21 protein-coding genes are annotated in these 26,066 nt (G+C 53.7%); 12 read left to right on the forward strand and 9 right to left on the reverse strand.

Features of this window, described 5'->3' with window-relative positions; genetic code table 11:
* Positions 1 to 68: 68 nt before the first annotated feature.
* Entirely contained in the window at positions 69 to 2,117 is a 2,049-nt protein-coding gene (locus J4377_RS04120; RefSeq protein WP_253486953.1) for a TonB-dependent receptor, read from the forward strand.
* Positions 2,118 to 2,191: 74 nt separating this feature from the next.
* Here J4377_RS04120 and J4377_RS04125 read toward each other — a convergent pair whose 3' ends face one another.
* The 3 genes from J4377_RS04125 to J4377_RS04135 all read right to left on the reverse strand — a co-directional run bounded on the left by J4377_RS04125 (position 2,192) and on the right by J4377_RS04135 (position 6,523).
* On the reverse strand, positions 2,192 to 4,669 hold the full coding sequence (locus J4377_RS04125; RefSeq protein WP_253486955.1) for a glucose/quinate/shikimate family membrane-bound PQQ-dependent dehydrogenase: 2,478 nt from the start codon (positions 4,667 to 4,669) through the stop codon (positions 2,192 to 2,194).
* Positions 4,670 to 4,943: 274 nt separating this feature from the next.
* Positions 4,944 to 5,948 carry an NADP-dependent oxidoreductase gene (locus J4377_RS04130; protein WP_253486956.1) on the reverse strand — a complete coding sequence of 335 codons (1,005 nt, stop codon included), beginning with the start codon at positions 5,946 to 5,948 and terminating at the stop codon, positions 4,944 to 4,946.
* A 194-nt stretch (positions 5,949 to 6,142) separates the two neighbouring features.
* On the reverse strand, positions 6,143 to 6,523 hold the full coding sequence (locus tag J4377_RS04135) for a septal ring lytic transglycosylase RlpA family protein (protein ID WP_009722293.1): 381 nt from the start codon (positions 6,521 to 6,523) through the stop codon (positions 6,143 to 6,145).
* A 315-nt stretch (positions 6,524 to 6,838) separates the two neighbouring features.
* Between J4377_RS04135 and J4377_RS04140 the strand changes: the two genes are divergently transcribed.
* Both J4377_RS04140 and J4377_RS04145 read left to right on the forward strand, forming a co-directional pair.
* Positions 6,839 to 8,278, forward strand: a complete 1,440-nt coding sequence (locus J4377_RS04140) for a hypothetical protein (RefSeq protein WP_038481901.1) — start codon at positions 6,839 to 6,841, stop codon at positions 8,276 to 8,278.
* 114 nt (positions 8,279 to 8,392) lie between these two features.
* Entirely contained in the window at positions 8,393 to 9,166 is a 774-nt protein-coding gene (locus J4377_RS04145) for a DUF3298 domain-containing protein (RefSeq protein ID WP_038481904.1), read from the forward strand.
* A 4-nt stretch (positions 9,167 to 9,170) separates the two neighbouring features.
* Here J4377_RS04145 and J4377_RS04150 read toward each other — a convergent pair whose 3' ends face one another.
* Positions 9,171 to 10,049, reverse strand: coding sequence for a DMT family transporter (locus J4377_RS04150; protein WP_198348548.1), 879 nt, complete (start codon positions 10,047 to 10,049; stop codon positions 9,171 to 9,173).
* Between the two features lie 102 nt (positions 10,050 to 10,151).
* On the opposite strand from J4377_RS04150, the gene J4377_RS04155 reads away from it, so the two are divergent.
* The 3 genes from J4377_RS04155 (at position 10,152) to J4377_RS04165 (ending at position 11,895) form a co-directional block, all read left to right on the forward strand.
* Positions 10,152 to 11,024, forward strand: coding sequence for a LysR substrate-binding domain-containing protein (locus J4377_RS04155; RefSeq protein ID WP_253486958.1), 873 nt, complete (start codon positions 10,152 to 10,154; stop codon positions 11,022 to 11,024).
* Between the two features lie 37 nt (positions 11,025 to 11,061).
* The gene (locus J4377_RS04160) at positions 11,062 to 11,256 is read left to right on the forward strand and encodes a 4-oxalocrotonate tautomerase family protein (RefSeq protein ID WP_253486959.1); all 195 of its coding nucleotides are present in this window, start codon (positions 11,062 to 11,064) and stop codon (positions 11,254 to 11,256) included.
* A gap of 81 nt (positions 11,257 to 11,337) precedes the next feature.
* A complete protein-coding gene (locus tag J4377_RS04165) occupies positions 11,338 to 11,895 on the forward strand; it encodes a cytochrome b (RefSeq protein WP_253486961.1) in 558 nt (185 codons plus the stop codon).
* Positions 11,896 to 11,917: 22 nt separating this feature from the next.
* Here the strand turns inward: J4377_RS04165 and J4377_RS04170 are convergent, their stop codons facing one another.
* Together J4377_RS04170 and J4377_RS04175 are read right to left on the reverse strand one after the other, a co-directional pair.
* On the reverse strand, positions 11,918 to 13,711 hold the full coding sequence (locus tag J4377_RS04170; RefSeq protein WP_253486963.1) for a diguanylate cyclase: 1,794 nt from the start codon (positions 13,709 to 13,711) through the stop codon (positions 11,918 to 11,920).
* A 141-nt stretch (positions 13,712 to 13,852) separates the two neighbouring features.
* Positions 13,853 to 14,719, reverse strand: a complete 867-nt coding sequence (locus J4377_RS04175) for a LysR family transcriptional regulator ArgP (RefSeq protein ID WP_253486965.1) — start codon at positions 14,717 to 14,719, stop codon at positions 13,853 to 13,855.
* A 173-nt stretch (positions 14,720 to 14,892) separates the two neighbouring features.
* Here J4377_RS04175 and J4377_RS04180 point away from each other — a divergent pair, with 173 nt between their 5' ends.
* The 4 genes from J4377_RS04180 (at position 14,893) to J4377_RS04195 (ending at position 19,863) form a co-directional block, all read left to right on the forward strand.
* Positions 14,893 to 16,173, forward strand: coding sequence for an imelysin family protein (locus J4377_RS04180; protein WP_253486967.1), 1,281 nt, complete (start codon positions 14,893 to 14,895; stop codon positions 16,171 to 16,173).
* A gap of 77 nt (positions 16,174 to 16,250) precedes the next feature.
* Complete coding sequence (locus J4377_RS04185; RefSeq protein ID WP_253486975.1) at positions 16,251 to 17,690, forward strand: di-heme oxidoredictase family protein; 1,440 nt, start codon at positions 16,251 to 16,253, stop codon at positions 17,688 to 17,690.
* Between the two features lie 49 nt (positions 17,691 to 17,739).
* Positions 17,740 to 18,771, forward strand: coding sequence for an imelysin family protein (locus tag J4377_RS04190; RefSeq protein ID WP_253486977.1), 1,032 nt, complete (start codon positions 17,740 to 17,742; stop codon positions 18,769 to 18,771).
* A 3-nt stretch (positions 18,772 to 18,774) separates the two neighbouring features.
* Positions 18,775 to 19,863: a DUF1513 domain-containing protein gene (locus J4377_RS04195; RefSeq protein WP_038481928.1), complete on the forward strand. Its 1,089-nt coding sequence runs from the start codon at positions 18,775 to 18,777 to the stop codon at positions 19,861 to 19,863.
* 83 nt (positions 19,864 to 19,946) lie between these two features.
* On the opposite strand, the gene J4377_RS04200 is transcribed toward J4377_RS04195, so the two are convergent.
* The 3 genes from J4377_RS04200 to J4377_RS04210 form a co-directional block, all read right to left on the reverse strand.
* Positions 19,947 to 20,714, reverse strand: a complete 768-nt coding sequence (locus tag J4377_RS04200; protein ID WP_038481931.1) for an ABC transporter ATP-binding protein — start codon at positions 20,712 to 20,714, stop codon at positions 19,947 to 19,949.
* Positions 20,715 to 20,994: 280 nt separating this feature from the next.
* Positions 20,995 to 21,792 carry an inositol monophosphatase family protein gene (locus tag J4377_RS04205; RefSeq protein ID WP_253486979.1) on the reverse strand — a complete coding sequence of 266 codons (798 nt, stop codon included), beginning with the start codon at positions 21,790 to 21,792 and terminating at the stop codon, positions 20,995 to 20,997.
* 206 nt (positions 21,793 to 21,998) lie between these two features.
* The gene (locus tag J4377_RS04210) at positions 21,999 to 22,931 is read right to left on the reverse strand and encodes a siderophore-interacting protein (protein WP_253486987.1); all 933 of its coding nucleotides are present in this window, start codon (positions 22,929 to 22,931) and stop codon (positions 21,999 to 22,001) included.
* 174 nt (positions 22,932 to 23,105) lie between these two features.
* Between J4377_RS04210 and fhuB the strand changes: the two genes are divergently transcribed.
* Positions 23,106 to 25,106: a Fe(3+)-hydroxamate ABC transporter permease FhuB gene (fhuB, locus tag J4377_RS04215; RefSeq protein ID WP_253486989.1), complete on the forward strand. Its 2,001-nt coding sequence runs from the start codon at positions 23,106 to 23,108 to the stop codon at positions 25,104 to 25,106.
* A complete protein-coding gene (gene fhuF / locus J4377_RS04220) occupies positions 25,103 to 25,882 on the forward strand; it encodes a siderophore-iron reductase FhuF (protein WP_038481942.1) in 780 nt (259 codons plus the stop codon). The genes fhuB and fhuF overlap by 4 nt, the downstream gene beginning before the upstream one ends.
* The last annotated feature ends 184 nt before the right edge of the window (positions 25,883 to 26,066 follow it).

The following is a 26,066-nucleotide window of genomic DNA, read 5'->3' on the forward strand; positions in this document are numbered from 1 at the left end:
CAAAAAATTAGATCTTCAAGAAATTAGGGCTGCGAAAGCCCATCGACTACAGATGAATAAGGAACGCCATGAGTCACTATCTACCGCCATCACTGCTGCTCGCGAGCGTTGTTCTAGCCAGCCCTGCGTGGGCGCAGGCACCCAGCAGTGAGGACGCGGTACTGCCTACAGTAGAGGTGAGCGCTCCGCGCTTAGCCCGCGAGCTGTATGCCACGCCAGCGGCCGTTTCTACCTTGGAGCGTGAAGAAATTGCCCAAGGTCAGCAGCGGGTAAGGTTGGATGAAGCGCTTAACCGAGTGCCGGGTGTGTTTTTACAAAACCGCGATAATTTCGCTCAAGGACAGCGAATCGCTATTCGCGGCTTTGGCGCGCGTGCTCCATTTGGTGTGCGTGGAATTACCGTTATGGTAGATGGCATTCCGTACACGCTTCCAGATGGTCAAGCCCAGCTGGATGCTATTGATTTAGATAGCGCCGAGCGCATTGAGGTGATCCGCGGGCCGTCTTCAGTGCTTTATGGCAATGCGGCTGGCGGGGTGATTGATGTGACCACTGCCGATGGGCGTGATAATCCTGGTACACGGCTGCGGATGGGTGCAGGTAGCGATGGCTATCAAAAAGTGGCACTGCAAAATGGTGGTGTACAGGGCGATTGGTCGCACCATATCAGTCTGACGGCGCTTAATGTTGATGGTTATCGTGAACAAAGCTCAACCGAGAAGTATTTGCTGAATGCCAAAATACGTCGAGAACTCGGTAGTGAGCGGGCGGTTACCGCGATTATTAATCTGTTGGATAACCCCCGTTCGGAAGATCCCGGTGCACTTAATGCCCGTGAAGTTGCCGCTGGGCGCGATCAGGCCGCGCCCAATTCGCTAGCGCTAGATGCTGGGCAAAACGTCGATCAGCAGCTGTTGGGTCTGCAGTACGAGGACTTAGCGGCGGGTGATGGCGAGCTGTATCTCAAGGGCTTTATTGCTCAGCGTGATTTTGAACAGCAACTGCCTTTTGTGGGTAGTAGTCGTTTGGGCTATCAGCGTGACTATATGGGCGCAAACGCTGAATATCACCACGAGGTGGCGTTAGGGAGCCTGCCGCTGAGTTATATCGTTGGGGTGGATGTGGCGCGCCAAGAGGATGAGCGTTTTCGTAACGATGTCGATGCCCAAGGGACTGTCGGTGAGCAGTTAGCGGATGAAACCCAAACGGCGACTGCCGCTGGCGTATTTGCCCAAGGAGATTTAGCGCTCTCGGAACAGGTCACGCTCTCGTTGGGCGCGCGATTTGACCGGGTGGCGCTAGACGTCGACGATACGTTTCTTGGTGATGGAGATCAAAGCGGGAAGCGTACCTTTAACGAGTGGAGTGGCTCGGCGGGGCTAAGTTATCGCTATCGTCCGCAGCACCAAGCGTATATTAATACCGGCACCGCGTTTGAGACGCCTACGTTTTCTGAGTTTGCCAACCCGACCGGCGGTGGTTTCAACCCCGCTGTTGAGCCGCAAAAAGCATGGAATCGCGAAATAGGGTTGCGTGGCTACATTGAGCCGTTGGCGATGGATTACGATCTCGCACTATTTTCGGTCCGCGTTCGCGATGAGCTGGTGCCGTATGATGAGGGTGGCCGTACCTTCTATCAGAATGCAGGCGACACAAATCGCGATGGCCTAGAACTGGCGCTGGGCTGGCAGCTTGCCGACCAGTGGCGTCTGGATAGCGCTTTAACCCTCGCGCGTTATGAATTCGATAAGTTTGCAACACCTAGTGAACGCTTTGATGGCAACCGGATTCCTGGGTTGCCAGAGCAGACGTGGGTCAATCAATTAACCTGGGAAAACCTTGATCAGCGTTTCGCCACGTTGGAAACCGAATACATCGGTGATTTAGTAGCGGATAACGCTAATGCGACGGAGGTAGATAGCTATTGGCTGCTCAACCTCCGAGTGGGTGATGGTTGGCAGTTAAGTGAAGGTACGCGACTAAGCGCTTATCTTGGTCTGCGCAACCTGCTTGATGAAGAGCACTATGCCAATGTGCGCTTAAACGGCACCTTTGGCCGCTTTTATGAGCCAGCCCCAGGGCGAAGTGTTTATGGCGGCGTGGAGCTGAGTTTTTAATCAGAGGCTCCTTAGCAAAAAACGGGCGACCCATCGGGGCGCCCGTTCTCATTTATTACTACGCTGAGTGATGGCTATTCCGGTAACGCGTAACCAATCACGTAGTCACCCATTTTGGTGCCGAAGGTGCCGTGACCACCGGCGGTAACGACTACATACTGACGGCCATCTGCACCGGTGTAGGTCATCGGCGTTGCTTGGCCACCTGCAGGCAAGCGAGCTTTATACAGCTCTTCGCCAGTGGTGATGTCGTAGCCGCGCAGGTATTGATCCAGAGTGCCGCTTAGGAATGAAACGCCACCCGCAGTCGTTAGCGGGCCACCTAGCGCAGGAACGCCGACGTTCAGACCAATCGGCAGATCAAAGGGCATGCTGTCGCGGGTGGTGCCATTGCGGTGCTTCCACACAATCTCGTTACTTTGTAGGTCGATTCCTGCCACATCCCCCCAAGAGGGTGCTTGGCAGGGAAGGCCGAGTACTGATAGCAGCGGGCCGAGTTTGACTGCGTAAGGGGCACCTGTGTTGGGCTGCAAACCTTGCTCGCTAGCGGATCCTTGGCCATCCTCAACTTCATCACGTGGAATCAGCTTGGAAACAAACGCTAAGTACTTCGCGCCGGTAAACAGTGCTTGGCGTTCGGGGTCTACCGCAACACCCCCCCAGTTCATCACTCCAACGTTGCCGGGGTAGATAATGCTGCCTTCCAGCGAAGGCGGTGTGTACTGGCCTTCATAACGCAGCGAGCGGAACTGGATGCGGCACATCATCTGATCAAAGGGTGATGCGCCCCACATGTCGCGCTCAGTCAGCGGCGGTGGCAGCAAATTCAGCGCTGAGCGAGGTTGAGTTTCTGCCGTCCAGTCGCCTTCAATAGCACCTTGAGGAGCGGGCACTTCTTCAATGGGCACAATCGGCTCGCCAGTCTCACGGTTTAATACATACAAGCTGCCTTGTTTAGTGGGCTGAATGACAGCTGGCTGGCTGCCATCTGTCGTCGCCAAGTCAATTAATACGGGTTGTGCGGGTGTGTCCATGTCCCATAAGTCGTGGTGCACAAACTGGTACACCCAGGCCACTTGGCCGTCGTCCAAATTAAGCGCTACTAGCCCTGCGCTATAGGTCTCATCATTTTCAGAGCGGTTAGCGCCGTACTGGTCCGGCGTAGCGTTACCCATGGGCAGGTAAACGAGGCCAAGCTCTTCATCGACGCTAATCGGCGCCCACACATTGGGTGAGTTACGTGTGTAAGTCTCGCCCTCTTCTAATGGTGTGGTGTCTTCGGGATTACCGCTGTCCCAGTTCCACACCAGCTCGCCAGTGTGCACATCAAAAGCGCGTATTACGCCAGAAGGTTCGTCGGTTGAGCTGTTGTCGGTAACGTGGCCACCCAAAATCACCAAGTCTTCAGTAACAGTAGCGGGCGATGTTGAGTAATAGCCCCCTGGTCTGAACTCGCCAATATTGTTCGTCAGATCGATCTCACCGTTTTCACCGAAACTTTCACAGCGCTCTCCGGTATCGGCGTTGAGTGCAATCAGGCGGGCATCGGCGGTGGGTAGGTAAAGTCTGCGTGGGCACATGACATCGGTGGCGCTTAACAACTCAGAAGTGGAGTCTTCTTCAGAGGTGAGCGAGAAGGATAGGTCGAGTTCAAACTGGCTGCCATCGGCATACAGTGTTGGTTTATCGATGGTGGAATCTTCAGAACTGCTGAAATAGTTAGCTGCATCGTAATACGCCAAGCCACGGCAGGTCATATGCGCCCAGCCGGAAAAGTCCTCTGCGCCCATGGTGCTAATGTTGGGATCAAACGCCCACAGAGTCTCGCCGGTTTCGGGCGACAGTGCCATCGCACGGCTGTGCGATGTGCAAATATAAAGGCTATCGTTGACCTTTAACGGCGTGTTTTGGTTGGTGATTTCAGGCGGTGCATTGGGGCCGGGTTCATCACCGGTTTGAATACGCCACACCTCTTCCAGTTCGCCTATATTTTCAGGAGTAATCTGACTAAGCGAGGAGTAGTGCGTCCCTGCATTAGTGCCGCCGTAGGCAGGCCAGTCATCGCCTGCAGCCTGGGCTGGGTTAACCTCTTTATTATTGGCAGACTCCATCGTGCCTGCCACAGTACCTGGATAGGTGAATTGACTAGCAATTGCCACAATAATCGCTGCGACAATGCTTGCCACTAGCGCTAGGCTGCCGCCGCGTGAGTGTAGCGGTTTTCGCCACCAGGGAAGCAGTAAAATGATGCCAATTAAACAGACAATGGCAACCCTGGGGACCAGCTGCCACCAGTCTAAGCTAACTTCCCAGAGTGCCCATAGCAGCGTTGCAAAAAGTACCGCTGCATAAAGCCATAAGGCTATGCCTTTGCGCATTGCCAGCAGTACACCGACAACAAAAATACTGACCCCAGCGATTAAGTAGTAGGCGCTACCACCTAAACTAAGCAGCTTAGCGCCGCCAATGGTCAGTGCAACACCAGCTACCGCGAGTAGCAGGCCAAGCAGTAGCGCTGGCCATTTGCCGTGGGCACGCGTGTGTCCATCCATGAGAAAACCCCTATTAACAACGAATTGAAGCCGCTTGGTAAAATTAGAAAAGCGACAGATCTGCAACGTGCCCTAACCCATTGGCAGTGATGATGGGTTAAAACACACATTGATTATGGGTAATTTTAATAATCAATTCACTTTTGGTCTAATCATTTGCTTGCTAAGTAGTGCTATAAACCAAAAAGCCGCGCCTGTTACCGTAGCGCGGCTTGTTATTGGGGTAGGAAATAGTGAGGTAGGCAATGTGGGGTTAACTTGACGTAAGCATGGCTTAGTCAGTGAGCTTCACCAGCATTTTGCCGGTGTTGCCCCCTTCAAAAAGCGCTAAAAAGGCATCCGGTGTGCTTTCAAGACCCTCTTTGACGGTTTCTTTATAGGCTATATTGCCTTTCGCTACCTGAGGAGAGACTTCGTTGAGGAAGTAGCGATAGCTAGACCAGTGATCGGCGACAATAAATCCCTGCATCTTAGCTTTGCGTACCACCAGCTGGGAAAGGTTGCTCGGCCCTGGTGTTGGTGCTTCGGCGTTATAGCTGTCAATCATGCCACATACGGCAATGCGTGCACCGTCATTGAGTTGACTTAGCGCTGCTTCTAAGCAGGTACCACCAACGTTCTCAAAATACACGTCAATGCCATTAGGGCTAGCAAGCTTAATAGCGTCGCTGAGCTCCTGTGCACTACGGCCTTGGTAGCTAACCGGCTCAACGCCCAATGACTCAAGCCACGCAAGCTTGTGGGCAGCCCCAGCAATGCCAACCACGTGGCAACCTTTGGCTTTCGCCAGCTGTACAGCAAGCGAACCAACAGCACCACTGGCAGCGCTTACCAGTACATTGTCGCTAGGCTTACACTCAGCAATAAGGTTCAAGCCTGTCCATGCCGTCATGCCTGGCATGCCCAATACACCTAGATAAGCTTGTTCTGGTATGTCGCTGTCTGGTAGTGCAGTAACACTGTCGCCTGGCACTTGAGCGATATCTCGCCAACCGCCCATGTGGCTGACTTTATCGCCTTCCTTAATGGTAGGGTGGTTAGACGCAATGACCTCGCCAATTGCGCCACCTTCCATCGGCTTGCCCAGCTCAAAAGGGGCGACATAGGTGCGCACTCCTGTCATTCGTCCACGCATATATGGGTCAACGGACAGCCAATGGTTGCGAACCCTGACTTCACCTTCGTCAAGGTCGGGGAGTTCCTGGCTTTCCAGTGAAAATAATTCGCGGTTTGGTAAGCCTGTGGGGTAATTAGTTAAGGTAAAAAAGCGAGATTGCATGGGTGCCTCCTGCATGTGTGATTTAAACAAATCTCCTTGCAGCATAGAGACCATTAGCGTGCTTTCAAGTTCGTCAAAGAATTAATTTGTAGTGCAATAAAAAAGCGGCCCTGGTGAGCCGCTTTCAATTAAGCTGAATCTTCTTCAACGCTGTTTTTTTAAGGGGTATCACACGCTTGCGGGTGTGCTATCCGTTAATCGACCAGGGTGATCATGACGGGTGCGACGCCACGTCGAATCATGCCGAGTTGGCGAGCTGCCCGTTTTGATAGATCAATAATACGTCCCTTAACAAAGGGACCGCGATCATTGATCAGTACTTCAACCTCCTGTCCGGTATCTGGGCGGGTAACTAGCACCTTGGTACCAAAAGGAAGCGTTGGATGAGCTGCCGTCAGTGCTTGTTGGTCAAATGGTTCACCACTGGCAGTGGGTGATCCTTGAAAACGGTCGCTGTAGAAGGATGCAACCCCTTCACGAATTTCAATATCGATGGCAAACGCATGACTAGCTGTAAAAAAAATGAGTAATGCCGCTGCACAACTCGTTCGGATAAAACGTTTAGATGCTCCCATTGGAGTGCCTCAGTTTGCATAGTGCTGATTCTATACGTATCGGTATGTTACCGACATATCTGCCGATAGTAACGTGGCTATTTTGATACGGCAAGCTTTAAGAAGATCGATGCAATTGGCTTCTAAATTAAGATTTTTTGCAACTTTCTTCAGTGCCTTTGTAATTCAGCAAGTTAAAGAAGTGTGGTCGATGTAACTAAGCAATGTATCGTGTCTATTATAAATTTTAGATAAAGGCTCACTTTAATCAGGTAAGCATCATATAATTAACGCTCGCTAGGTTTTAAATGTTTGCCAATAAACAAGGATGCACCTATGGCTAAGTCTTCTTCTCTAACGCTGATTTTGGTTGCTGTCGGCGGGGTTGCTGTTGGTTTTTTAGCTGCTCAGGCCGTGCCGAGCTTTACGACACCGGCCCCCGTTGAAGAGTCTGCCAGCTCAGAACAGGGGCAGGCTTCCTCGGCATTAGCAGGGCTTGATAGCGTCACGCTTGGCGAGCGTGCTAGAGGCGAAATTACCTCGGCAGGTGAGTTAAACGGTAATGACGGTAGTCGCTATTTGCGTTATGCGATCAGCCTTGAAGAAGGTTCGTTAGTAGAACTTTCTCTTAGCGGCGCCTTGCAGGGGTTGGTAGCGCTCTATGACGATCAGCTACAGCTGTTAGAGAGTGCTGAGACAGTTCGTCACCATGTCGAAGAAACTGGAGACTATCTGGTGATTGTCAGTGGGGCGGATGCAAGTGGCTATGGCCCATTCACCCTTAATAGCCGCACGGTTGAGCTGAGCGACTCTGACACGCTGGCCATTGGCGAGCCGATGGATAGCTGGTTAGATGGAACCTCTCGGGAGGTATCGTTAACCGTCGAAGAAGCAGGCATGTATCAAATCGAGATGCGCGCTGATGAGTTTGATGCGTATCTAGAGCTATCTGGCCCGAACGGCTACTACCGTGAAGATGATGATGGTGCGGGCAACTTAAATGCACGTATTTCAGATTTCCTTGCTCCTGGTGATTATACCGTCACCGCACGGTCTGCCTTCGGCGAAGGGAGTGGCCTTTTCACGTTGAGTGCTGAACCGCGTGAGTTGCCGGGCGATGGTGAGCTACGCAACGATGGTAGCGTTATGCCTAGTGATACGCTTAGTGGTTGGTTGAGTGGTCAGGAGCTGAGTTATCAGCTAGAGATCGAAGAAGCGGGTATGTATCAAATCGATATGCGTTCAAGCGATATCGATTCATATCTTGTGCTGGAGGGGCCTAATGGATATTTCCGCGAAGATGACGACAGTGCTGGCAATCTGGACGCCAGTATTGCCGATTTCTTGGCGCCGGGTAGTTATCAGTTAACAGCACGCACGGCGTATGGCTCCGACAGTGGTTTGTTTACGCTGTCAGTAGAGCCGCGTGAATTACCGGATGGTGTAGAGCTGCGTAATGAAGGTGAGTTAACACCCAATGAAACGCTCAATGGCTGGTATAGCGGTGAGCCGTTGACCTATGAACTCACCTTAGAAGAAAGCTCTTTGGTCAGGCTTAATATGCGTTCAAGTGACTTTGATACGTATTTAGAGATTCATGGAGAAAGCGACTCTTACAGTGATGATGACGGCGGTAGTGGCACTAACTCGCGTTTAGAGCAGGCGCTTTTGCCGGGCACCTACACCGTTATTGCACGTGGTTTCGCTGTTAGCGGCAGTGGTATGTTTGAGCTGCAAGTCAATGCAGAGCCAACAGAAATGCAGCCTGACGCGTAATTTAGCGCACGTTGTATGATTAACTACGCCCTTGCTGGTGACAGCAGGGGCGTTTGCTTTTGTATTACTATTTACGTGGCTTGAAGGTGGCTACGTTATTCACAAGGAGGTTTTATGCTGCGCTATTCATTCGGCTTAACGGTGATTGGTTTATTGTTATTAAGTGGTTGTCAGTCGTCGGATAATGCTTCTGAAGAGTCACTTGCGCTTGTTTCAAAAACGGTTGAAAAAGAGTACATAGCACCTGAGTGTCAAGCTGAACAGTGCTCTACCGTTACCGTGTCTGCGCTTGCGTTTCCGCAGTCTGCAGAGCTAACGGAGCAGCTACGAAAGCGGCTGTTAACGCTTGCAATGGGCATTACTGAGGAGGATGCATTGCCAGCTGATAGCTGGGATGCCTTTGCACAAAACTTTTTTGAGCTAGCTGAGGAAGATAATCGCACCTCACCTGGAGCAATGACTAGCGAGGCGATGTTAGAAGCTAAGGTTTATGGGCAGCACAACGACTTATTGATACTTGAACTAAGTAGCTACGTTTATCACGCGGGGCAAGCGCATGGTTTGCCAATGACTGAGTTTATGGTGATAGACGAGCGTCAGCAGCGTGTGGTTGATCCAGACGATATGCTGTTGGAAGACCAGCAGGGCGCTTTTCAAGCACTGCTCGATCAGGCCCACCAGCGCTGGATAGAGGAGATGGGCCATGATGAGCAGTTTGCCCTAAGTTGGCCGCTCAGCGAGAGCCGCAACATAGCCCCGTTAGCAACTGCCTGGGAAGTTAAATATAACGTCTATGAAATTGCCCCTTATGCAGCCGGCCAACCTGTCTTGACGTTATCCCTTGATGCGCTGGAAGGTATCGCAAAGCCTCGCTATTTAGGTAAGTAGTGCTTCAGCGGCTCGCTTTTAAGCAGCCTATAACGACCAACAAGGCGGCCGTTGGTAGCCGCCAGTCGAACACGCTGACGCCTGCCAGTACCAGTAGCAGTGCCGCTAGGATCGGTACACCATAGGCAAGGCTGCCGACTAGGCTGGCTTGGCCAAATCGTAGTGCTTTATCCCAGGCCACCATGGCGATGCCGTACGGCCCAAGCCCCAGCGCGATGCCCGCCAACAGAGCTTCGCCCTGCGGCATGATGAAGGTTCCTTCCACTATCAAGCTGGCGCAGGTTGCAACAGCGCAGGCGACCATTAATAACCGCGGGAGCAATGGCGTCAGCGATACAGGAGCTACTTGCCCGAGCCAGGAGTAGAGCGCCCAGCAACAAGCCGCCAGTAGCGCTAACCCATATCCTGAAGCAGCCCCACCAAAGCCGCCACTTAAGGCTTGCGGCAGTAACAAAATAGTGGCACCCGAAAAAGCAATTAGCGCGCCTGTTACGCTTGCGATATGCAGACGACCAAACCGGCTCCATTGGCTTAATAGCACAAACAGCACTGGCCAGGTGTAAGTGATCAACGCGGCTTCTGCGGCAGGTGCTAGACGCATGCCAATGTAGTAACTGCTAACAGCACCGACGATCAACAGTGGTAGACCAAGCCATACGCTAATTTGCCAGCGCAGACGGCAAGCCGCGACGTTAACGCGACGGCTGAGTGGCAGTGTCGCTAGTGCACCTGCCAGCAGCGTAAGTGCGGTGAGCTGAAGCGGAGAGGTATCCCGCGCCAACTCTGCTAATAGTGGCGCTATGCTCCATAACATCACCGCCACAAGTGCTGCGCATACACTGTACCTGGGTGATATGACAACCGGGGAATGAACGGGATGCATGGCATCTCTCCTTGCGTTAAACCTGAGACGCGCAGCATACTCAGTAAACACCTCATCACAATATCGATCTTTTATGATCATTATTATCAATAATGGTGATGTATGCGCGCGCCGACGTTTGACTTAACTCTGTTGCGTACGCTGGTCGCGATTGCCGATACCGGGAGCGTCACGGCAGCGGCAAAGCGGCTAGCGTATACCCAGTCAACAGTGAGCATGCAGTTACAGCGTTTAGAGACGCAGCTTGATGTGAGTTTGCATGAGCGAGCTGGGCGACGGCTGCGTTTCACCCCAGAAGGAGATCGCTTACTGGCTCACGCGCGCCGCCTATTGGCACTTAATGACGACGCGTGGAGCGATATGCAGGCGCGCCAGATAACGGGCGATTTAACGTTGGGTATTCCTGAAGACTATGCGTCGCTATTGCCGTCAGTATTTGCGTACTTTCACCAGCTGTATCCTGCGGTGGGGCTAACCGTAAAGTGTGGCACCAGTGCTCACTTGGTCGAACAGGTCAAAGCAGTGGAGTTGGACTTAGCGCTGGTGACTCGCCAACGAAACTCGCCAGGAGGCGATGTGATTCGTCGTGAGCCGCTGATATGGGCGGTAGGGGTAAATCAGCAGCCTTCGCTAAGTGACCCTATTCCGCTAGCGCTTTATTCACCCGGCGCTGATGTTTTTCGCGAGGTTGCCGAGCAGGCGTTACAAGGGGCTGGGCGTGATTGGCGCGTTGCGTATACCAGCCAGTCAATGGCGGGTCTTGCTCCTATCGTAACAGCGGGGTTAGCCGTTGTTGTGGTAACGCGTAGTATGTTAACCCCATCGCTGCGCCCGCTGGATGACAGCAGTGGTCTTCCGGCCTTGCCAATGATTGAGCTAGCGCTCCATCGTGCTCCACACCGTCCTTCTGAACCTGCGCGGCGTTTAGGGGAATTGATTCGCGAACAGCTAGCGGCACCTAGTGAAGCGTTATAAGGTGTTGCTTTAACGTGTTCTTTGATAGGAAGTTAAGATGCCTATAGTCAGTATCCAGCAATTCCCCCGTGATCTTGCGCAAAAGCGAGAATTGGCAAAGCGTATTACTGACGCGTTCTGCGATGTGTATGGTACCGACCCGGTGAGCGTGCAGGTGTTTTTTCAAGAAGTAACGCGGGAAAATTGGTCCAAAGGTGGCCAAATGGGGGTTGATCGTGATACTGCTCAGTGAGGAACTCGATAATTAGTTTTTCTAACGTAACCTGACTGAACTAAGCTAATTACCATGACGCGAATGAGCCAGGAGTTCTGAATGCACGAGCTAGATCACTATATTTATCCTCACCGAGTGTTGCATTGGCTAGTGGCAGTCGCCGTGTTGCTGTCATTGTTAAGTGGCCTGACGCTTGGCTTCCTGGGGTATGAACGCGCCGTTGATTTGCTGGGGAATGCGCTTACCAACGTGCTCTACACTAGCCATAAAACCTTAGGCGTGACGATACTGTTGCTAATGACGCTGAGGATTATTACGCGGCTAGCTTTTGTTGTGCCCGACCACGAGCCGCCGCTCAATGCCTTCGAGCGAATTATCAGTACTAGCGTGCATCACTTGCTTTATGCGGGACTAGTGGTTATGCCACTGATTGGTTGGACAGCCACTGCTACCGGCGGCTTTCCTGTTGAGTTTTTTCAATGGCATTTGCCGGGGTTGTTGGGCAAAAACGAAGCGCTTTCGCAAACGCTGTTTGTTTGGCATGAGCGTTTAGGGTGGGCGTTAGTTGTGCTTATTACGCTGCATATTGCGGGTGCTCTATTTCACTGGCGAATCAAGCGCGATAACGTTATGAAACGTATGAGCTTGTTTGACTGATATAGTTTTCTATCCATCATGATCACGCTGAACCATAGCCATAGTAACGGGTGGTTTGGCGTGACTTGACGGCATACATCTGGCTATCCGCTTCACGAAGCAGGCTGGCTAACGTATCGTTACCGTCATGGCTAATACAAATACCGATGCTGACGCCTACGCTAACTAACGTGCCATCAGGTAGCTTGATAGGTGAGCGAACGGTCTGTTCGATACGGTTACGCATCTCCTCTAACGCAGTCTGATCAGTTATCCCCTCTAGTAAGAGAATAAACTCGTCGCCGCCAAAGCGCGCGCAATGATCACTCCCACGTGCGACGTGCACGAGACGTTTGGCAACTTGCTGAAGCACGAAGTCGCCTATCTCATGGCCATACTGGTCGTTAATTGGTTTGAAGCAGTCAAGGTCACACATGACTAGCGCTAAAGATGTATGCGTTTGTTTGCAATGTTCAAGAGCCGCTTCTGCACAGCGCGTCAGCCCATTGCGGTTAAGCAAGCCGGTGAGCATATCGTGGTTGGCTAGTTTCTCTAGTGCCTGAGTACGAGCAGCTACTTTTGCTTCTAGAACAGCTTCCTGCTTTTTGAGCATTGCGACGGTTTCTGCCTGGGCGCGCTCCTTCTGCCATTTTAATTTATTAAAACGTGCGGCCAGTGCGAAAGATAGCAGCAACATCTCAATGGCTGAGCCGATTTGTATCCCATGAAGGGTTAGGAAGTTGGCGGGTAGAATACTAAGATTTCGAAGTGCGAATACGCTAGCCCCTAGTAGAAATATTGACCAGGCGAGCACAAAAATACGGGCGCTAGGCACGCGGCGCAAACTGCAATAAATACCGCACACGAGCATTAATAGTGAGGCAGCAAACCCTGTTATATCCATTAAGCGTAGGGCGGGTTGAATTGGCAAAAATATCATTGCTACCAGCGCTATATAGCAGTAGCCGCGAAATAGCGTAATGATTTGATGCCAGCGTGGGCAGTAGATGGCTGTATTAAGAAAACTTTGAGTGAATAGGGCTCCCATCGCAGAAGCAAACGTAAAGCCAATCGCTACCAGGCGCGCGGTGTTATCGCCTAGGAAGCTCCAAAACATCAGCGTGCCAAGACCATTGAACGTCAAACTTGCCAGTGTAAACCCGAAGGCAAATAGAGCGTAGTAGAGAAATACGTGCTCTTTAAGCACAAAAAATAGCAGCAGGTTGTAAACGCTTAATGTTAGCAGCATGCCGAAGTAAGTCGCCAGCCAGAAATTATGCTGGTCATTCTGAGTATAAAAAGCCTCTGGCGTCATTAAGCTATAGCTCAGAAATTTACTGCCCGTGGCTTTTACCTGGGTATAAAGCGTCACGGTTTCCCCGCCGAGCAGCATCACCGGAAAAACAGCCTGTCGGTGGGCGATTGATCGCTCGTCAATTGGCACGGCGATCCCGCTGTGCTGAACGTCACTAGCGTGTTCTCTCAGCGTATACAGAGTGACATGGTCTAAAAATGGGTATTCGAATTTAACCATCCAGGTAGCTGGGAGGGACGATGCATTACGAATTTGTGTTTTTAGCCAGACATCGCTTTGTGTATAGCCGAAATGCAAATCAGAGGCGTGACGGACCGGTTTAAATGAAGGAGATAATGCTAAAACATCGCGTAGGTTTAGCGATTCTAAGGTATTCCAGTAACCGCTTGCTTCATTTAAGTCGTAACGCGCCTGCTCGGGAGAGACGACGATGGTAGCTGCAGCACTTGCTTGTGAATGCCAGCTAATAATAAGCACTAACAAGCCAGCCGGAAGGCGCTTTAACCAACAGTAAGCATCCATAAATATCGCTATTTTGGTTATTTTTGCGTTGGGCTTTGTCGCTTCTAGGTCTTAGTGCCTAGGTTCCCTTGCCTGCCTTGGGCGCGTTTTGCTCCTAGGCAAAGTGTAGACCTTTTTCAAAGCGAGTGGCCGACAATGGGTCTAAAGCATGAGACAGTTCAGACTTTTAGTTAGCTGCTGGACTAGTTGTCCACTATGGCGCCAAAAATGCCAATAGAGTGGCACTGTCAGTGAGTGGCCAGGGGCGATGCTGACTAGTTGGCCTTTTTGCAATTGGTCTAGTGCCTGCAGTTGTGGAACCATTCCGTAGCCAATGCCTGCGGCGGCGAGACGCACAAACCCTTCAGATGAAGGACATAGGTGGTAGGGGAAATGGCCGTGATAACCGCACTGAGCAAGAAACTGATGCTGAAGCTGGTCATGAGGGCCGAACACAATTACCGGGGCTTGCTGAAAAGCTTCTGGAGAAAGGCCTTCAGGAAAGTAGCGTTGCACGTAGGCAGGTGATGCTAGTGGGAGATAACGCATCTCGCCTACTTTAATACAGCGAGCGCCCGCGATGGGTGTTGGCGTAGAACAAAGACAGGCTGCGACATCGCCATCTCGCAGACGGTTAAGCCCAACGTCCTGATCCTCAATAACTAAATCGAGCAATACGCCCTCGGTTTGACAGATATCTGCCACTGCGTTTGCCCACCACGTCACCACGCTGTCAGCGTTGATGGCGATTCTTAGTCGGGTCGTTGCGTTATCTAGCGTAGGTAGCGTCTGCTGTAGGTCGTGTTCTAACAGCTGTACTTGCTGGTAATGGGTGAGTAGCCGCTGACCAGCAGGTGTGGGTGAAAGCTTAGGGTGGCGCATTAGCACTGGCTGGCCTAGGCGTACTTCCAGTGCTTTTATACGTTGGGAAATGGCTGATTGAGAAAGCCCTAATATATCGCCTGCTCGTTCAAAACCGCCGCTCTCCACCACTGTGGCCAGGGCATGGAGAAGTTTGTAATCCAACATGGCCGTCTTCCCAGGATAAGAAAGTAATGACGTTATGCAAAAGACGCGTATTTAACAAATAAAAGCGCCATATCTTTATGTAAGTGAGATTGAATATCATAAGTAAATGACTTACATTAATCTGCAGGGAAACGACACTAAACTCTCAATGCCATCGCTTAAAGGACACTGTAATGCCTGTCATCATGCTCCGTCGCCCTCTTGCAGGTATCGTTGCGCTTAGCGCGCTGATGCCTTTAGCCGTTTCCGCTGACGATGCTGTTAGCGCCGACGCTGTGGTCCATCACTATGCCGACTTGGCACATGCTAATTACGCCGATGCGCTCAATGCCGCCGAGGTGTTGAACGAGCGTATCGACGAATTGCTGGCCAACCCCACAGCAGAGGCTCTTAACGCAGCGAAGCAAGCCTGGCTGCAAGCACGGGTATCGTATCAGCAAAGCGAAGTATTTCGTTTTGGCAATGTTGTGGTGGATGACTGGGAAGGGCAGCTGAACGCCTGGCCTCTGGATGAGGGCATGATTGATTATGTCGAAAGCGATGGCTATCAACATGAGCTGGGTAATGAAGGGGCCACTGCTAATATCATTGCCAACGAACGTATCACGATAGGGGGAGAAGTCCTGGATGTCAGTGATATTACGTCAGAGCTCTTAGCTGACCTTAACGAAGTGGGTGGCTCAGAAGCCAACGTCGCCAGCGGCTACCACGCCATCGAATTTCTGCTCTGGGGGCAGGATCTTAATGGCTTCGAAGCAGGCAGTGGTGAGCGTCCGGTGAGTGACTTCCAAACTGGCGATGACTGCACCCATGGTAACTGCGATCGTCGCCGGACGTACTTGGATGCAGTGTCGGACCTGCTGGTCAGTGATCTTGAGTGGATGGTTGCCCAGTGGTCGCCGGAAGTTGAAGGCAACTATCGTCAGGAACTGCTAGCTGAAAGTGATCAGGAAGGCCTGCGCCGTATGCTATTTGGTATGGGGTCGCTATCGTTGGGTGAGCTAGCGGGGGAGCGCTTAAAAGTCGCGCTTGAAGCTAACTCTTTTGAAGATGAGCATGACTGCTTCAGCGATAATACCCACAACTCTCACTACTACAACGGCCAGGGGATTCAGAATATTTACACGGGCACCTATCAGCGATTGGATGGCAGTATCCTAGAAGGCCCATCATTGGAAAACTTGCTGTCGCAGCAAAATGAAGCACTTGCTGATAGCCTGAGTGACCAACTTGAAGCAACCATGGCCAAGCTCGATGCTATCAAGCAAGCGGCTGAAGCGGAAAGCTCGCCGATGGCGTTTGATATGATGATTGCACCCGGCAACGAGCAAGGGAGTAAGTTGATCAACGACGCCATTTTCGCCCTGGTGGCGCAAACGGCATCCCTTGAAGAAGCCGCCGGTGAGCTGGGAGTTACCTCTTTACAGCCGGATGATGCAGGCCATCGCTTCTAAATCATTCATGTGATTTTATGAGCCGTCCGGCAGCTTGGCTGTCGGACGGCTTTTGTCGTTTGTCTCAAGGTATATTTATGTGCCACCTATCTCGCTTTTTTGCCTTCAGGCGACTCGCTCAATGCTGCCTTTTCTTAGCACTGTTGGCGGCCTCTGTGTTTGTGGTCTCTTTACAGGCGGCTGAATCTCCCGCCATTCAATCGTCGCCGATGAGCGGTGGCGATGGGGCAGTGGAGCAATTTGATCACAACGCTTATTCATTACCGCTACGTAATATGTCGATGACCAAGCGGCTTGATTTCAGCGTCGGCAATAGCTTTTTCCGCAACCCCTGGGTGGTCGCACCTGCCAGCACTGAGGCCCGTGATGGCCTGGGCCCGTTGTTTAATACCAATAGTTGTCAAGGCTGCCATCTCAAGGATGGGCGGGGCCACCCACCAATGGGAGATGAAACCCCCATCGCATTGTTTCTGCGTCTTTCGCTGCCTTCCAATCAGGCAGAGCCGGAAATTCTGGAGCAACGGGGCGCGCTTCCGGTACCCAACTACGGCTTGCAGCTACAAACCTCTGCGATTCCTGGCGTGCAACCGGAGGGCCAACTGATCATTGAGTACCGTCCGCGGGAAGTGGGCTTTGCCGACGGCCATAGCGTTACCTTGCAGGAGCCGCTTTACTCAATTGCCGAACCTGCCTACGGTGAGTTACCAAATACGCTGCTGACGTCGCCGAGGTTGGCGCCACCAATGATTGGTCTGGGCCTACTGGAGGCGATTCCTGAAGCAGACCTTATGGCTGCAGCCGACCCCAACGATGCTGATGGCGATGGCATTTCCGGGCGCTATAACCAAGTCTGGGATGTGCGCAGTGGCACCACGGTGATGGGGCGCTTTGGTTGGAAAGCGGGTGAACCCAGCATTGAGCAGCAGAGCATGCACGCCTTCGCCGGCGATATGGGGCTAACTTCTCGCTTAGTGCCACAAACTGATTGTATGGATAGTCAGGGGTGCGATGCCTTTCCTGAGGGTGGAACGCCTGAAGTCAGCGATGAAATTGCAGACTTCATCACCTTCTATGCCTCTAGCCTGGCGGTGCCGATGCGCCGCAACATGGATGATCCTGAGGTAATACAGGGTGCCGAGACATTTAACGCACTGGGCTGCGCAAGCTGCCATACCCCTCGCCATCGTACCGCCTCGGATGCCCCCCGAGCGGCGTTGGCGAATCAAGAAATATGGCCTTATAGCGATCTACTGCTCCACGATATGGGCGAAGCCTTGGCCGATCATCGTAGTGAATTCCAAGCGGATGGGCGCGAATGGCGCACCCCACCGTTGTGGGGTATTGGCCTGACACACACAGTGAATCCTCGAGCTGGCTTTCTCCACGATGGCCGTGCCCGCACGCTCGAAGAGGCGATTCTCTGGCATGGTGGCGAAGCAGAGGCGGCCACCAAAGCCTATCGACATCTACCGACTGACCAGCGCGCGGAACTTATTCGCTTTCTTGAGTCTCTGTGAGCTTTGCGACGCCTCTGTTACTGCTATCGACTATTGGTAAGGAGTTTATGTGATTGCTTCTCTTCGTCGTTTGGGGGTGGCGGTTGCGTTTTTAGCGGCCCCCCTTTCTGCATTGGTTTCTGCTGATGCGGACACCAATACACCGCGTGATATCTGGCATAGCGCGATAGCGCAGCAGTATGCCGAACTCAGTAATGCCTCTGAGCGCCTGGAGGCTAGCGCAACGCGTTTTTGCCAAGCTCCCGATGAATCGCTTAAACAGCGGCTTGAAAGCGACTGGCTGGGTGCTTATCAAGCTTGGCAGGCGGTGCGCTTTGTCCAGTTTGGACCCATTGAGCAGAACAGCCGTGGCTGGCAACTTCAGTTTTGGCCAGACCGCAAGAACCTAGTAGGTAGCAAGGTAGAAGGGTGGTTGCAAGCTGGCACCACGCCAACGGTTGAAGACATCGCTAGCGATAGCGTCGCGATTCAGGGATTTCCGGCTATTGAGTACTTGCTTTATGACGACGCCATGAGTGACCGGCCACTTGGTGAGCCGGCGATGTGTGGTTTGTTGCAGGCTATCTCTACCCATCTCGCAGACACTAGTAACGCGCTGGAACGCGACTGGCAGGCCTTTGGCGTGCACTATCGTGATACCCCGCGTTACACCGAAACCACGTTGGCTAACGCTATTCAAGCGCTCGAAACCCTCGAACAGAAACGTCTTGGTGAGCCAATGGGCCTGCAAGGATCGCCCGCTAACCGCTATTTAGCGGAAGCCTGGCGTAGCGGTAACTCCATTCGTTTGGTGGAAAGTACGCTTGAAGGGCTGCGGACGGGGTTTCTTCCAGGGCTCTCGGCGTTGCTGCGTGAAGCCGATGCACTGCCACTCGCCGAGGCATTTCGTGATCAACTGGATAAGACGTTAGCCAAGACGGGTGATCTGCCACCGGGGCTGACAACGTCACTTGACGGCGAGGCATTTCGTGGCCAGCAATCGCTTTACCTCAATATTGGTCAGTTGAACTATCTGCTGGGGACCGAAATTGCGGCCGAGCTTGGCCTGGTGCGTGGCTTTAATTCTAGCGATGGAGATTGAGCTATGCAGCGACGGCAGGTGCTGAAAGCTGGCCTGGGAAGTGTCGTAATGGCACTAACACCGCTGAGCTGGGCGATGCCAGGGCGCGAAAATGCTGACTGGCTGTTTAGCGCGGTTGATGGTCTTGATGGGAAGCATTACATCGCTGGGGTAGCACTGGATGGTAAAAACCGCTTTATGATCGAAGTGCCCGAGCGCTGTCACGGCGGCTGTTTACGGCCTGATTCCCGCCAGGCAGTATTGTTCGCTCGCCGTCCCGGTACACGGATGCATGTGATCGATGGGGACAGCCGCCAATTAGCCCACACCATTGCGGCCGGGGAGGGCTATCACTTCTACGGGCATGGCGTTTTCGACTTGAACGGGCGCTACCTGTATGTCACCGCTAATCGTTTGGAGGACAGCGCCGGGCTAGTGCGCGTTTACGATGCTGCCAACGACTACACCCATGTCCGTGATATGCCGCTGGGTGGTATCGGGCCCCATGAGCTTCGGCTGATGCCGGATGGCGACACTCTAGTTATTGGTTTGGGCGGCATCCAGACTCATCCAGACTACGGCCGGGTAAAGCTCAATCTGGACACCATGGCCCCAGCACTGATGCTTATGAACCGCCACAGCGGCGAAGTAGTAGCCCGCCACGCTCCTTCGCACCACCAGCTTAGCTGCCGCCATCTGGACGTGGCAGCGGACGGCACGGTGATCGCCGGATACCAATTTGAAGGCCCTGAGTGGGAATCCTATCCGCTGATTTGTCGTCTGGATGCTGCCGGAGACTTCTCTGAGCTGGCGCTGCCCGATGAGGTCACCGCCAGCCTGCGGCACTACACCGCTAGTGTCGCGTTTAGCCGTGTTTCGGCAACTGTTCTGGTGACCGCACCTCGCGGCAATCGGGTGCTGCTGCTGGATGCTGAACAAGGCCGCTTGAACGCTAACTTGGAGTTACCTGACGCTGCGGGGGCCCGCTGTGATGGTAACGGCGGCTTTCTGGTCTCCTCCGGCCAGGGCGGGCTCTACCGTGTAACGCCTGACACGGCAGTGCCCGAGTTGCTCGTCACCCAGGAATTCCGCTGGGATAACCATCTGACCTGATAGGTACTTAACGTTGACTTAAATAGCGAAAAGCATTCATTCCGACAGTCGAAAGCGCGAAAAAGCCAGCGGCCAAGGTAATCTCATTGGGCCACGGCAATATTGTGCTCCCCATTGGGGTGTTTCATCACCTGCATGGGCAGGCCATAAATCGCTTCTAAGGTGCTGCAACTCATCAAATCATCCGGACTGCCATGGGCCAGCAAGCGACCGCTATGCAGTGCCATCAGTTCATCACAGTAGCGTGACGCCATATTGATATCATGCAATACAATAATGACGCCAAGGTTCAGCTCATCGCATAGCTGGCGAACCAGCGCTAGCACCTCAATTTGGTGAGCGATATCCAGTGCCGCTAGCGGCTCATCGAGCAGCAAGAAACGACTGCCCTGGGCGAGTAGCATGGCTAGCCACACCCGCTGACGCTCTCCGCCGGAGAGTGTATCAACTAAGCGGTCGGCAAAGGCCTCTGTGTGGGTAAGGGCGATGGCGCGATCAATGGCGTCTTTGTCTTTCTGGTTGTGGCGACCCAGCAGGCCGTGCCAAGGGTAGCGGCCAAAAGCCACCAGCTCGCGCCCAGTCAGGCTTTCAGCGCTGGGCAAATGCTGGGGCAGGTAAGCCACCTGACGAGCGAACTCGCGGTTTCCCCAGTCGCTCAGTGGGCGTTGGTCGAAGTGAATCTCTCCCTGGCTAGTAGGTTGCTGCTGGGCCATGAGTTTAATCAGCGTCGACTTTCCCGAGCCGTTATGGCCAATCAGGCCGTAAACCTTGCCCTCATGAAAGCTGTGGTCAATGGGATTTAAAATCTGCTTACCATTGATTTCAAAGGTGGCGCCTTTGACCTCGAACATGAATCACTCCTGGCGATAGGATAAATAGTGGCTCCATTCTAGTGCTAATGGTTCTCATTTTTAATAAAAAATAAAAAGATTTTCGCCGGTGTGTGAATCTTTCTAAGTACTCAGCCACGAACCGCCATCCCGATTGCCTCGTGGTCAAAATGTCGCGGGCGGCTCTTTAAAACGCGACAGGGCAGAAAGCACAAAAAATAAGCGGGTTGTTTACAGCGGCTGCTTGTATGCCTCAACAAATAGGAAAATGTTGAAGCTCAGCAGTGACATTGGCCGTTTTTCAGTAAGAGGTTAAATATGCTAGCAGTTGGCTATGCCGCTCAGGGTGCGCTGCCATTAGGCTATTCCATTGAGCTGGATTGGGCTCTCCAGTGAGGTCTGTGACGGTGTAGCCAGCTTCTCGGGCAATTACAATGCTCGCGGCGATATCCCAGAAGTCGAGCTCAGCACCCTGAGACCAAAATGCATCGAAGCGGCCGAGGCTAAGGTAGGCGATCTCGAGCGCCGCTGAGCCCGGGCTGCGGATGCCCGCCACATGGGGTATTAATGCCGCGAGTTGATTTAGCGCTGTCGTGCAGTCGCCTTTGGCATGGTAAGGCAGGCAAGTGCTCACCAGCATCTCGGTTAGCGGGCGAGGGGCTGGTGTTGTTAACGGGCGATCATTGAGAAAGGCACCCGCGCCTTGGCCTGCCCAAAGCATTTCATCAAGGAGTGGTTGATAGACAACACCGATGATCAGCGCATCACCTTTGGTGACCGCAATAGACACCGAGAAGTGAGGCACGCCATGCAGAAAATTACTGGTGCCATCAAGGGGGTCAATAATCACGGTATAGTCGCTATCGGTGGGCGTCAGGCCACTTTCTTCACCAAGGAAAGCGATATCGGGAAAAGCGCTGCTGATGCAGTCGATAATGATACTCTCGGCTGCCGTATCGTAGTAGCTAACGAAGTCAGATGTCCCCTTTTGCTCAAATGCAATCCGTCCCTTTTGCGAATACCCCTCGCGCAACAGCGCGCCAGCCTCATAGGCTGCTTGCTTAACTGTTTCCAGCAAGCTGTTTTCGCTCTCAAGCATGTGGTTTCTCCTGGGGGCTTGTATGGCTGTTATCAAATCGTTTGATAAAGGTAACTAACCATTCGTGACGTGGCGATGACAGTGGGCAGTCTTGGTTTGGTGGCTTGCTCTTGGTGTATGAGTGTCGTCCCTATCAAACTGGGGCAGTCACGAGAGCTGGCTTGCTTATGGAGTCACTGTTTAACACCTTGTTATTTGCCGTTCCTTTAACCATTGGCCTTGCCCAGTCGCCAGTAGCCCATGCTGGTGACGTACTGTTTGGGGAGGCCGCACTCGTTGACCAGATAGCGGCGCAGCTTCATAGCGACTTTGGTTTCAGCGGCAATCCAAGCGTAGAAGGGCGCGCTGTCATCCAGAGTGGCGGATTCCCAGAGCGGGCCGTCCTCATCGTCGCTTTCGACGTTGCTAGTGGCTGCCGTCGGCGTGCCGCCTAGCGCTTGAATTTCCTTGTGCAGATCAATATCACGCAGCGCCCTCATCAGCAGTTCGCCGTGTTGGCAGTCGTGCTCTGCATCACGGGCCAGCCAGTGCAGCTTAGCGGCTTGGGGCAGCGGTTGAACATCGTCGCGGCGAGGCACTTCGAGTAGTGCTTCGACCTTGGGTTTGAGAGGCAGGTCATCAAGGGTTTCTAGAATACCGGCCGCAGCGGGGAGAGCGGTTTCATCGGCGATAATCAGAATACGGCGCACGCCTTGGGGCGGCTTCCATTCGTAGCCCTGCTTGGGGCCTTCCGCTTTAGCGTCGGGGGCTGTCATGGCTAGCCGATCACCTGGGCGGGCGCGCATTGCCCAGCGTGAGGCAGGGCCATTGTCTCCGTGGAGCACAAACTCTACATCCACCTCAGCCTGCTCTGGGCGCAGGTCACGAATGGTGTAGGTGCGCCCAGAGGGACGCTGGGCATCTGGCAGTGCGCGATAGGCGCTGTACCAATCGTGTTCTGCCAGCTTGGCAATCTCAAACAGTGGATCGAGGCTACCACCGCCTTCAGGGAAGAACAGTTTGACGCGCTGATCCGGAGCGTAGGTCGCCATTTGGCTGACGGCAGGGCCAGTAAAGGTGAACCTGACTAATGAGGCGCTGACTTGGGTCCGCCGAGCGAGAGTGATATCGAAAAGCTGGTAGGTCTGTTTAGCCGCCATCGTAGCTGTCTCCATTAATAAATGGTGTTAATTGTAGTGCTAATTATTATCATTTAGAATCGTTACGGATAATTCAACCACCAACTCCAGAAAAGAGTAAGGCTAAGAAATGACTCTGCTGCCTATCAGGCCCTGTGTAGCGATCTGCCCGGCTATGACAAGAGGTTGTTCGCTATGCTAAGCGCTGCGCAATTGACCCAGCGAATGGGGGGGATGTCGCCTGCAAAAGCTTGCCTGCTGCTTAGCTTGCCGATGGTGGTGCTGTTTTGGGTAGGTCTGCAGGGACAGGGCGGTTTTATGCTGGGGGTGCAGGCGTTAGTGGCGCCCTCCTTTGAGAACGTCGACGAGTTGTTGCTTCACTATGCGTGGTGGCCGCGTCTCTCGATCGCGCTGCTAGCTGGGGGCGGCTTGGGGTTGGCGGGTGTACTGATGCAGCAAGTGCTGCGCAACCCGTTGGCCTCGCCCACCACCCTAGGGGTGGCATCGGGCGCTAACCTGGCGTTGATGACCGCCACTCTTATGGCCCCAGGGCTATTGGTAGTGGGCCGTGAATGGGTTGCCTTAGCGGGTGGAGCGCTGGCGGTTGGGTTAGTTTTCCTGCTCTCGTGGCGGCGCGGGCTGGCGCCGATCGTGGTGGTGCTGGCGGGCTTGGTGGTTAATCTGTACTTAGGGGCGCTTTCTACAGCGCTGCTGCTGTTTAACCACGAGGCGCTTTCAGGACTGCTGATTTGGGGTGCGGGTTCGCTGGCGCAAAACGGTTGGGATGGCGTGGCGGTTCTCTGGCCACGGCTGGCGATTAGCTGCGTGGCAGCCTGGTTTCTACTACGCCCTTTGGCAGTGCTGGAACTGGACGATGCCAGCGCCAAAAGTCTGGGGGTCTCGCTGACCTATCTGCGTTTTGCGGGGATGGGGCTGGCGGTATTTATTACCGGTAGCATTGTCAGCGTGGTGGGGATCATCGGTTTTATCGGTTTGGCAGCGCCCAATATTGTGCGTATGGCCGGTGCGCGGCGCTTAGGGCCACGGCTGCTTTGGTCGACGTTACTAGGGGCTGTGTTGTTGGCCACCACAGACCTGCTGCTACAGCATTTCGGTGGCATGGTGGCAGCCTTTATTCCTACTGGGGCGATTACCGGTGCCCTGGGGGCACCGCTGTTAATGTGGCTGATTCCGCGCCTGAAACTACAGGGCGATCAGCCGCCGAAAGGGGCGGGTGTTTTTGCTCATCGCCATCCTTCGCCTGCCCGTTTGGCGACTGGTTTACTCCTCGCACTACTGGGCGCCACATTGCTTGGCTTGCTGGTGGGGCAGGGTGTCGATGGCTGGTACTTACTGTCGCCGGATAACTGGAACGTGATGCAGTGGCGCATACCGCGGGTAATGGCGGCAGCGGCGAGTGGGCTAATGCTGGCAATTGCCGGGACGATTCTTCAGCGCCTTTCCGCCAACTCTATGGCTAGCCCCGAGGTATTGGGTATCAGCGGTGGCTGTGCCATTGCGCTAATTTTGGGGATCTTCTTACTGCCCGCGCCCACCAATATGATGCTGATTGGTGTGGGTACCCTGGGGGCTTTTGCAACGCTGCTGGTGCTGGTGGGCATCAACCGCAAGAGCGGTTATCTCCCCGAGCGTTTGCTGCTCACTGGGGTGGCTGTCAGTGCCCTGTTTGATGCGGTGCGCAGCGTCATGCTGGCGGGTGGTGACCCTCGGGGCCAGCAGGTGATCGCTTGGCTGGCGGGCTCTACCTATTACGTGGATGTCACCAATGCCATTGTTGTCGGCGGCATTGCCGCGGTATTGGCACTGGTCACGCTGCCCTTTACTCGCTGGTTGGATATTTTGCCCTTAGGCGCACCGACGGCCAAGGCGCTTGGGGTAACCCTCAACCGTGCCCGTTTGGCATTGCTGTTACTGGTGGCACTGCTAACCGCCTGCGCCACCCTGGTGGTGGGGCCGCTGTCGTTTATTGGTCTGCTGGCGCCACATATGGCGCGCTTGGTCGGCTTCTCTCGGGCAGGGCAGCACCTGCTGGGTGCTGCGTTGATCGGCATGTTATTAATGGTGTTGGCGGATTGGGTAGGTCGTCAGATTATCTTCCCTTATGAGATGCCCGCGGGCTTGGTCGCCTCTTTGATTGGCGGTGCCTACTTTATGTGGGGGCTGCGGCGGCTATGAGCGAAGCGGCGAGCGTGCTACCGGTAGCGACGAATCCAGCAGATGCTTTGTTGGCGCTCTACCGCCAGCCGCCGTTGGATAACTTAAAGGCACCTGCGTTTGGTCGGCCTAATATACCGACGCTGGCAGCTTCTGAACTGCTGGATCATAAGGTGCTAGGCGCTCAGCTTTCGCGTTACCGCCGATACCACGGTGACGACGCCGACTTTCTGGCGGCCGCTTCAATCTGGTCGAAATTTCATTTCAGCAGTGTCGCGATTCCGACGCTGGTGGCCAACCTGCTGTTGGGCTATGAGCTGCCGGTCGGCGGGGGTGAGCTGCGGCTGGCGTTAGGTGATCACGGTCAGACGGCGCGCATCTGGCTGCCGCATGGTGGCGTGCCGTTGGCCTCAAAAGCGTTCCAGTCACGCTTTAGCGGCCTATTCGATGACCACTGCGCGTCGCTTATCGAAGCGCTGGCCGAGGTCTCCGGGCTTTCTGCCAAAGTGTTCTGGAGCAACCTTGGTCACTACGTGGAGTTCGTGGGCAAGACCTGCTCGCGGCATCCAGACTTCACTGGCGCGGGTGAGCCGCTGCTGGATTATCTCGCCACCAAGACGCTCCCCGATGGGCGTCGTAACCCGCTTTATCAACCGGTGCGTTATCTGGAGCTGGGCGGTGAAACGCCTGCTCGAGTGCGGCGGTTATGCTGTATCAAATATCGGCTACCCGGCGAGCCGCTGTGTGGCGGTTGCCCGCTGAAACCCGAGAATAAGCCGGCCAAACGCCAACGCTAGCTTTTTTAATTTGCATGCGTTTGGTGGCCTGGGTCTATCGGCATATGGCCAAACTGCGCGACATACAGGGTCGTCTCTACGCGGATTACCAGTCGGTGATCGAGTGGCGTTCGAGAAAGTCAGCGCGCTCGATCTAGCAGAACACCGCGATACCTTTGATAGTGACACACAGCGCCAAGACTGG

The organism is Halomonas sp. XH26 (assembly GCF_024138895.1).
Classification (GTDB): Bacteria; Pseudomonadota; Gammaproteobacteria; order Pseudomonadales; family Halomonadaceae; genus Vreelandella; species Vreelandella alkaliphila.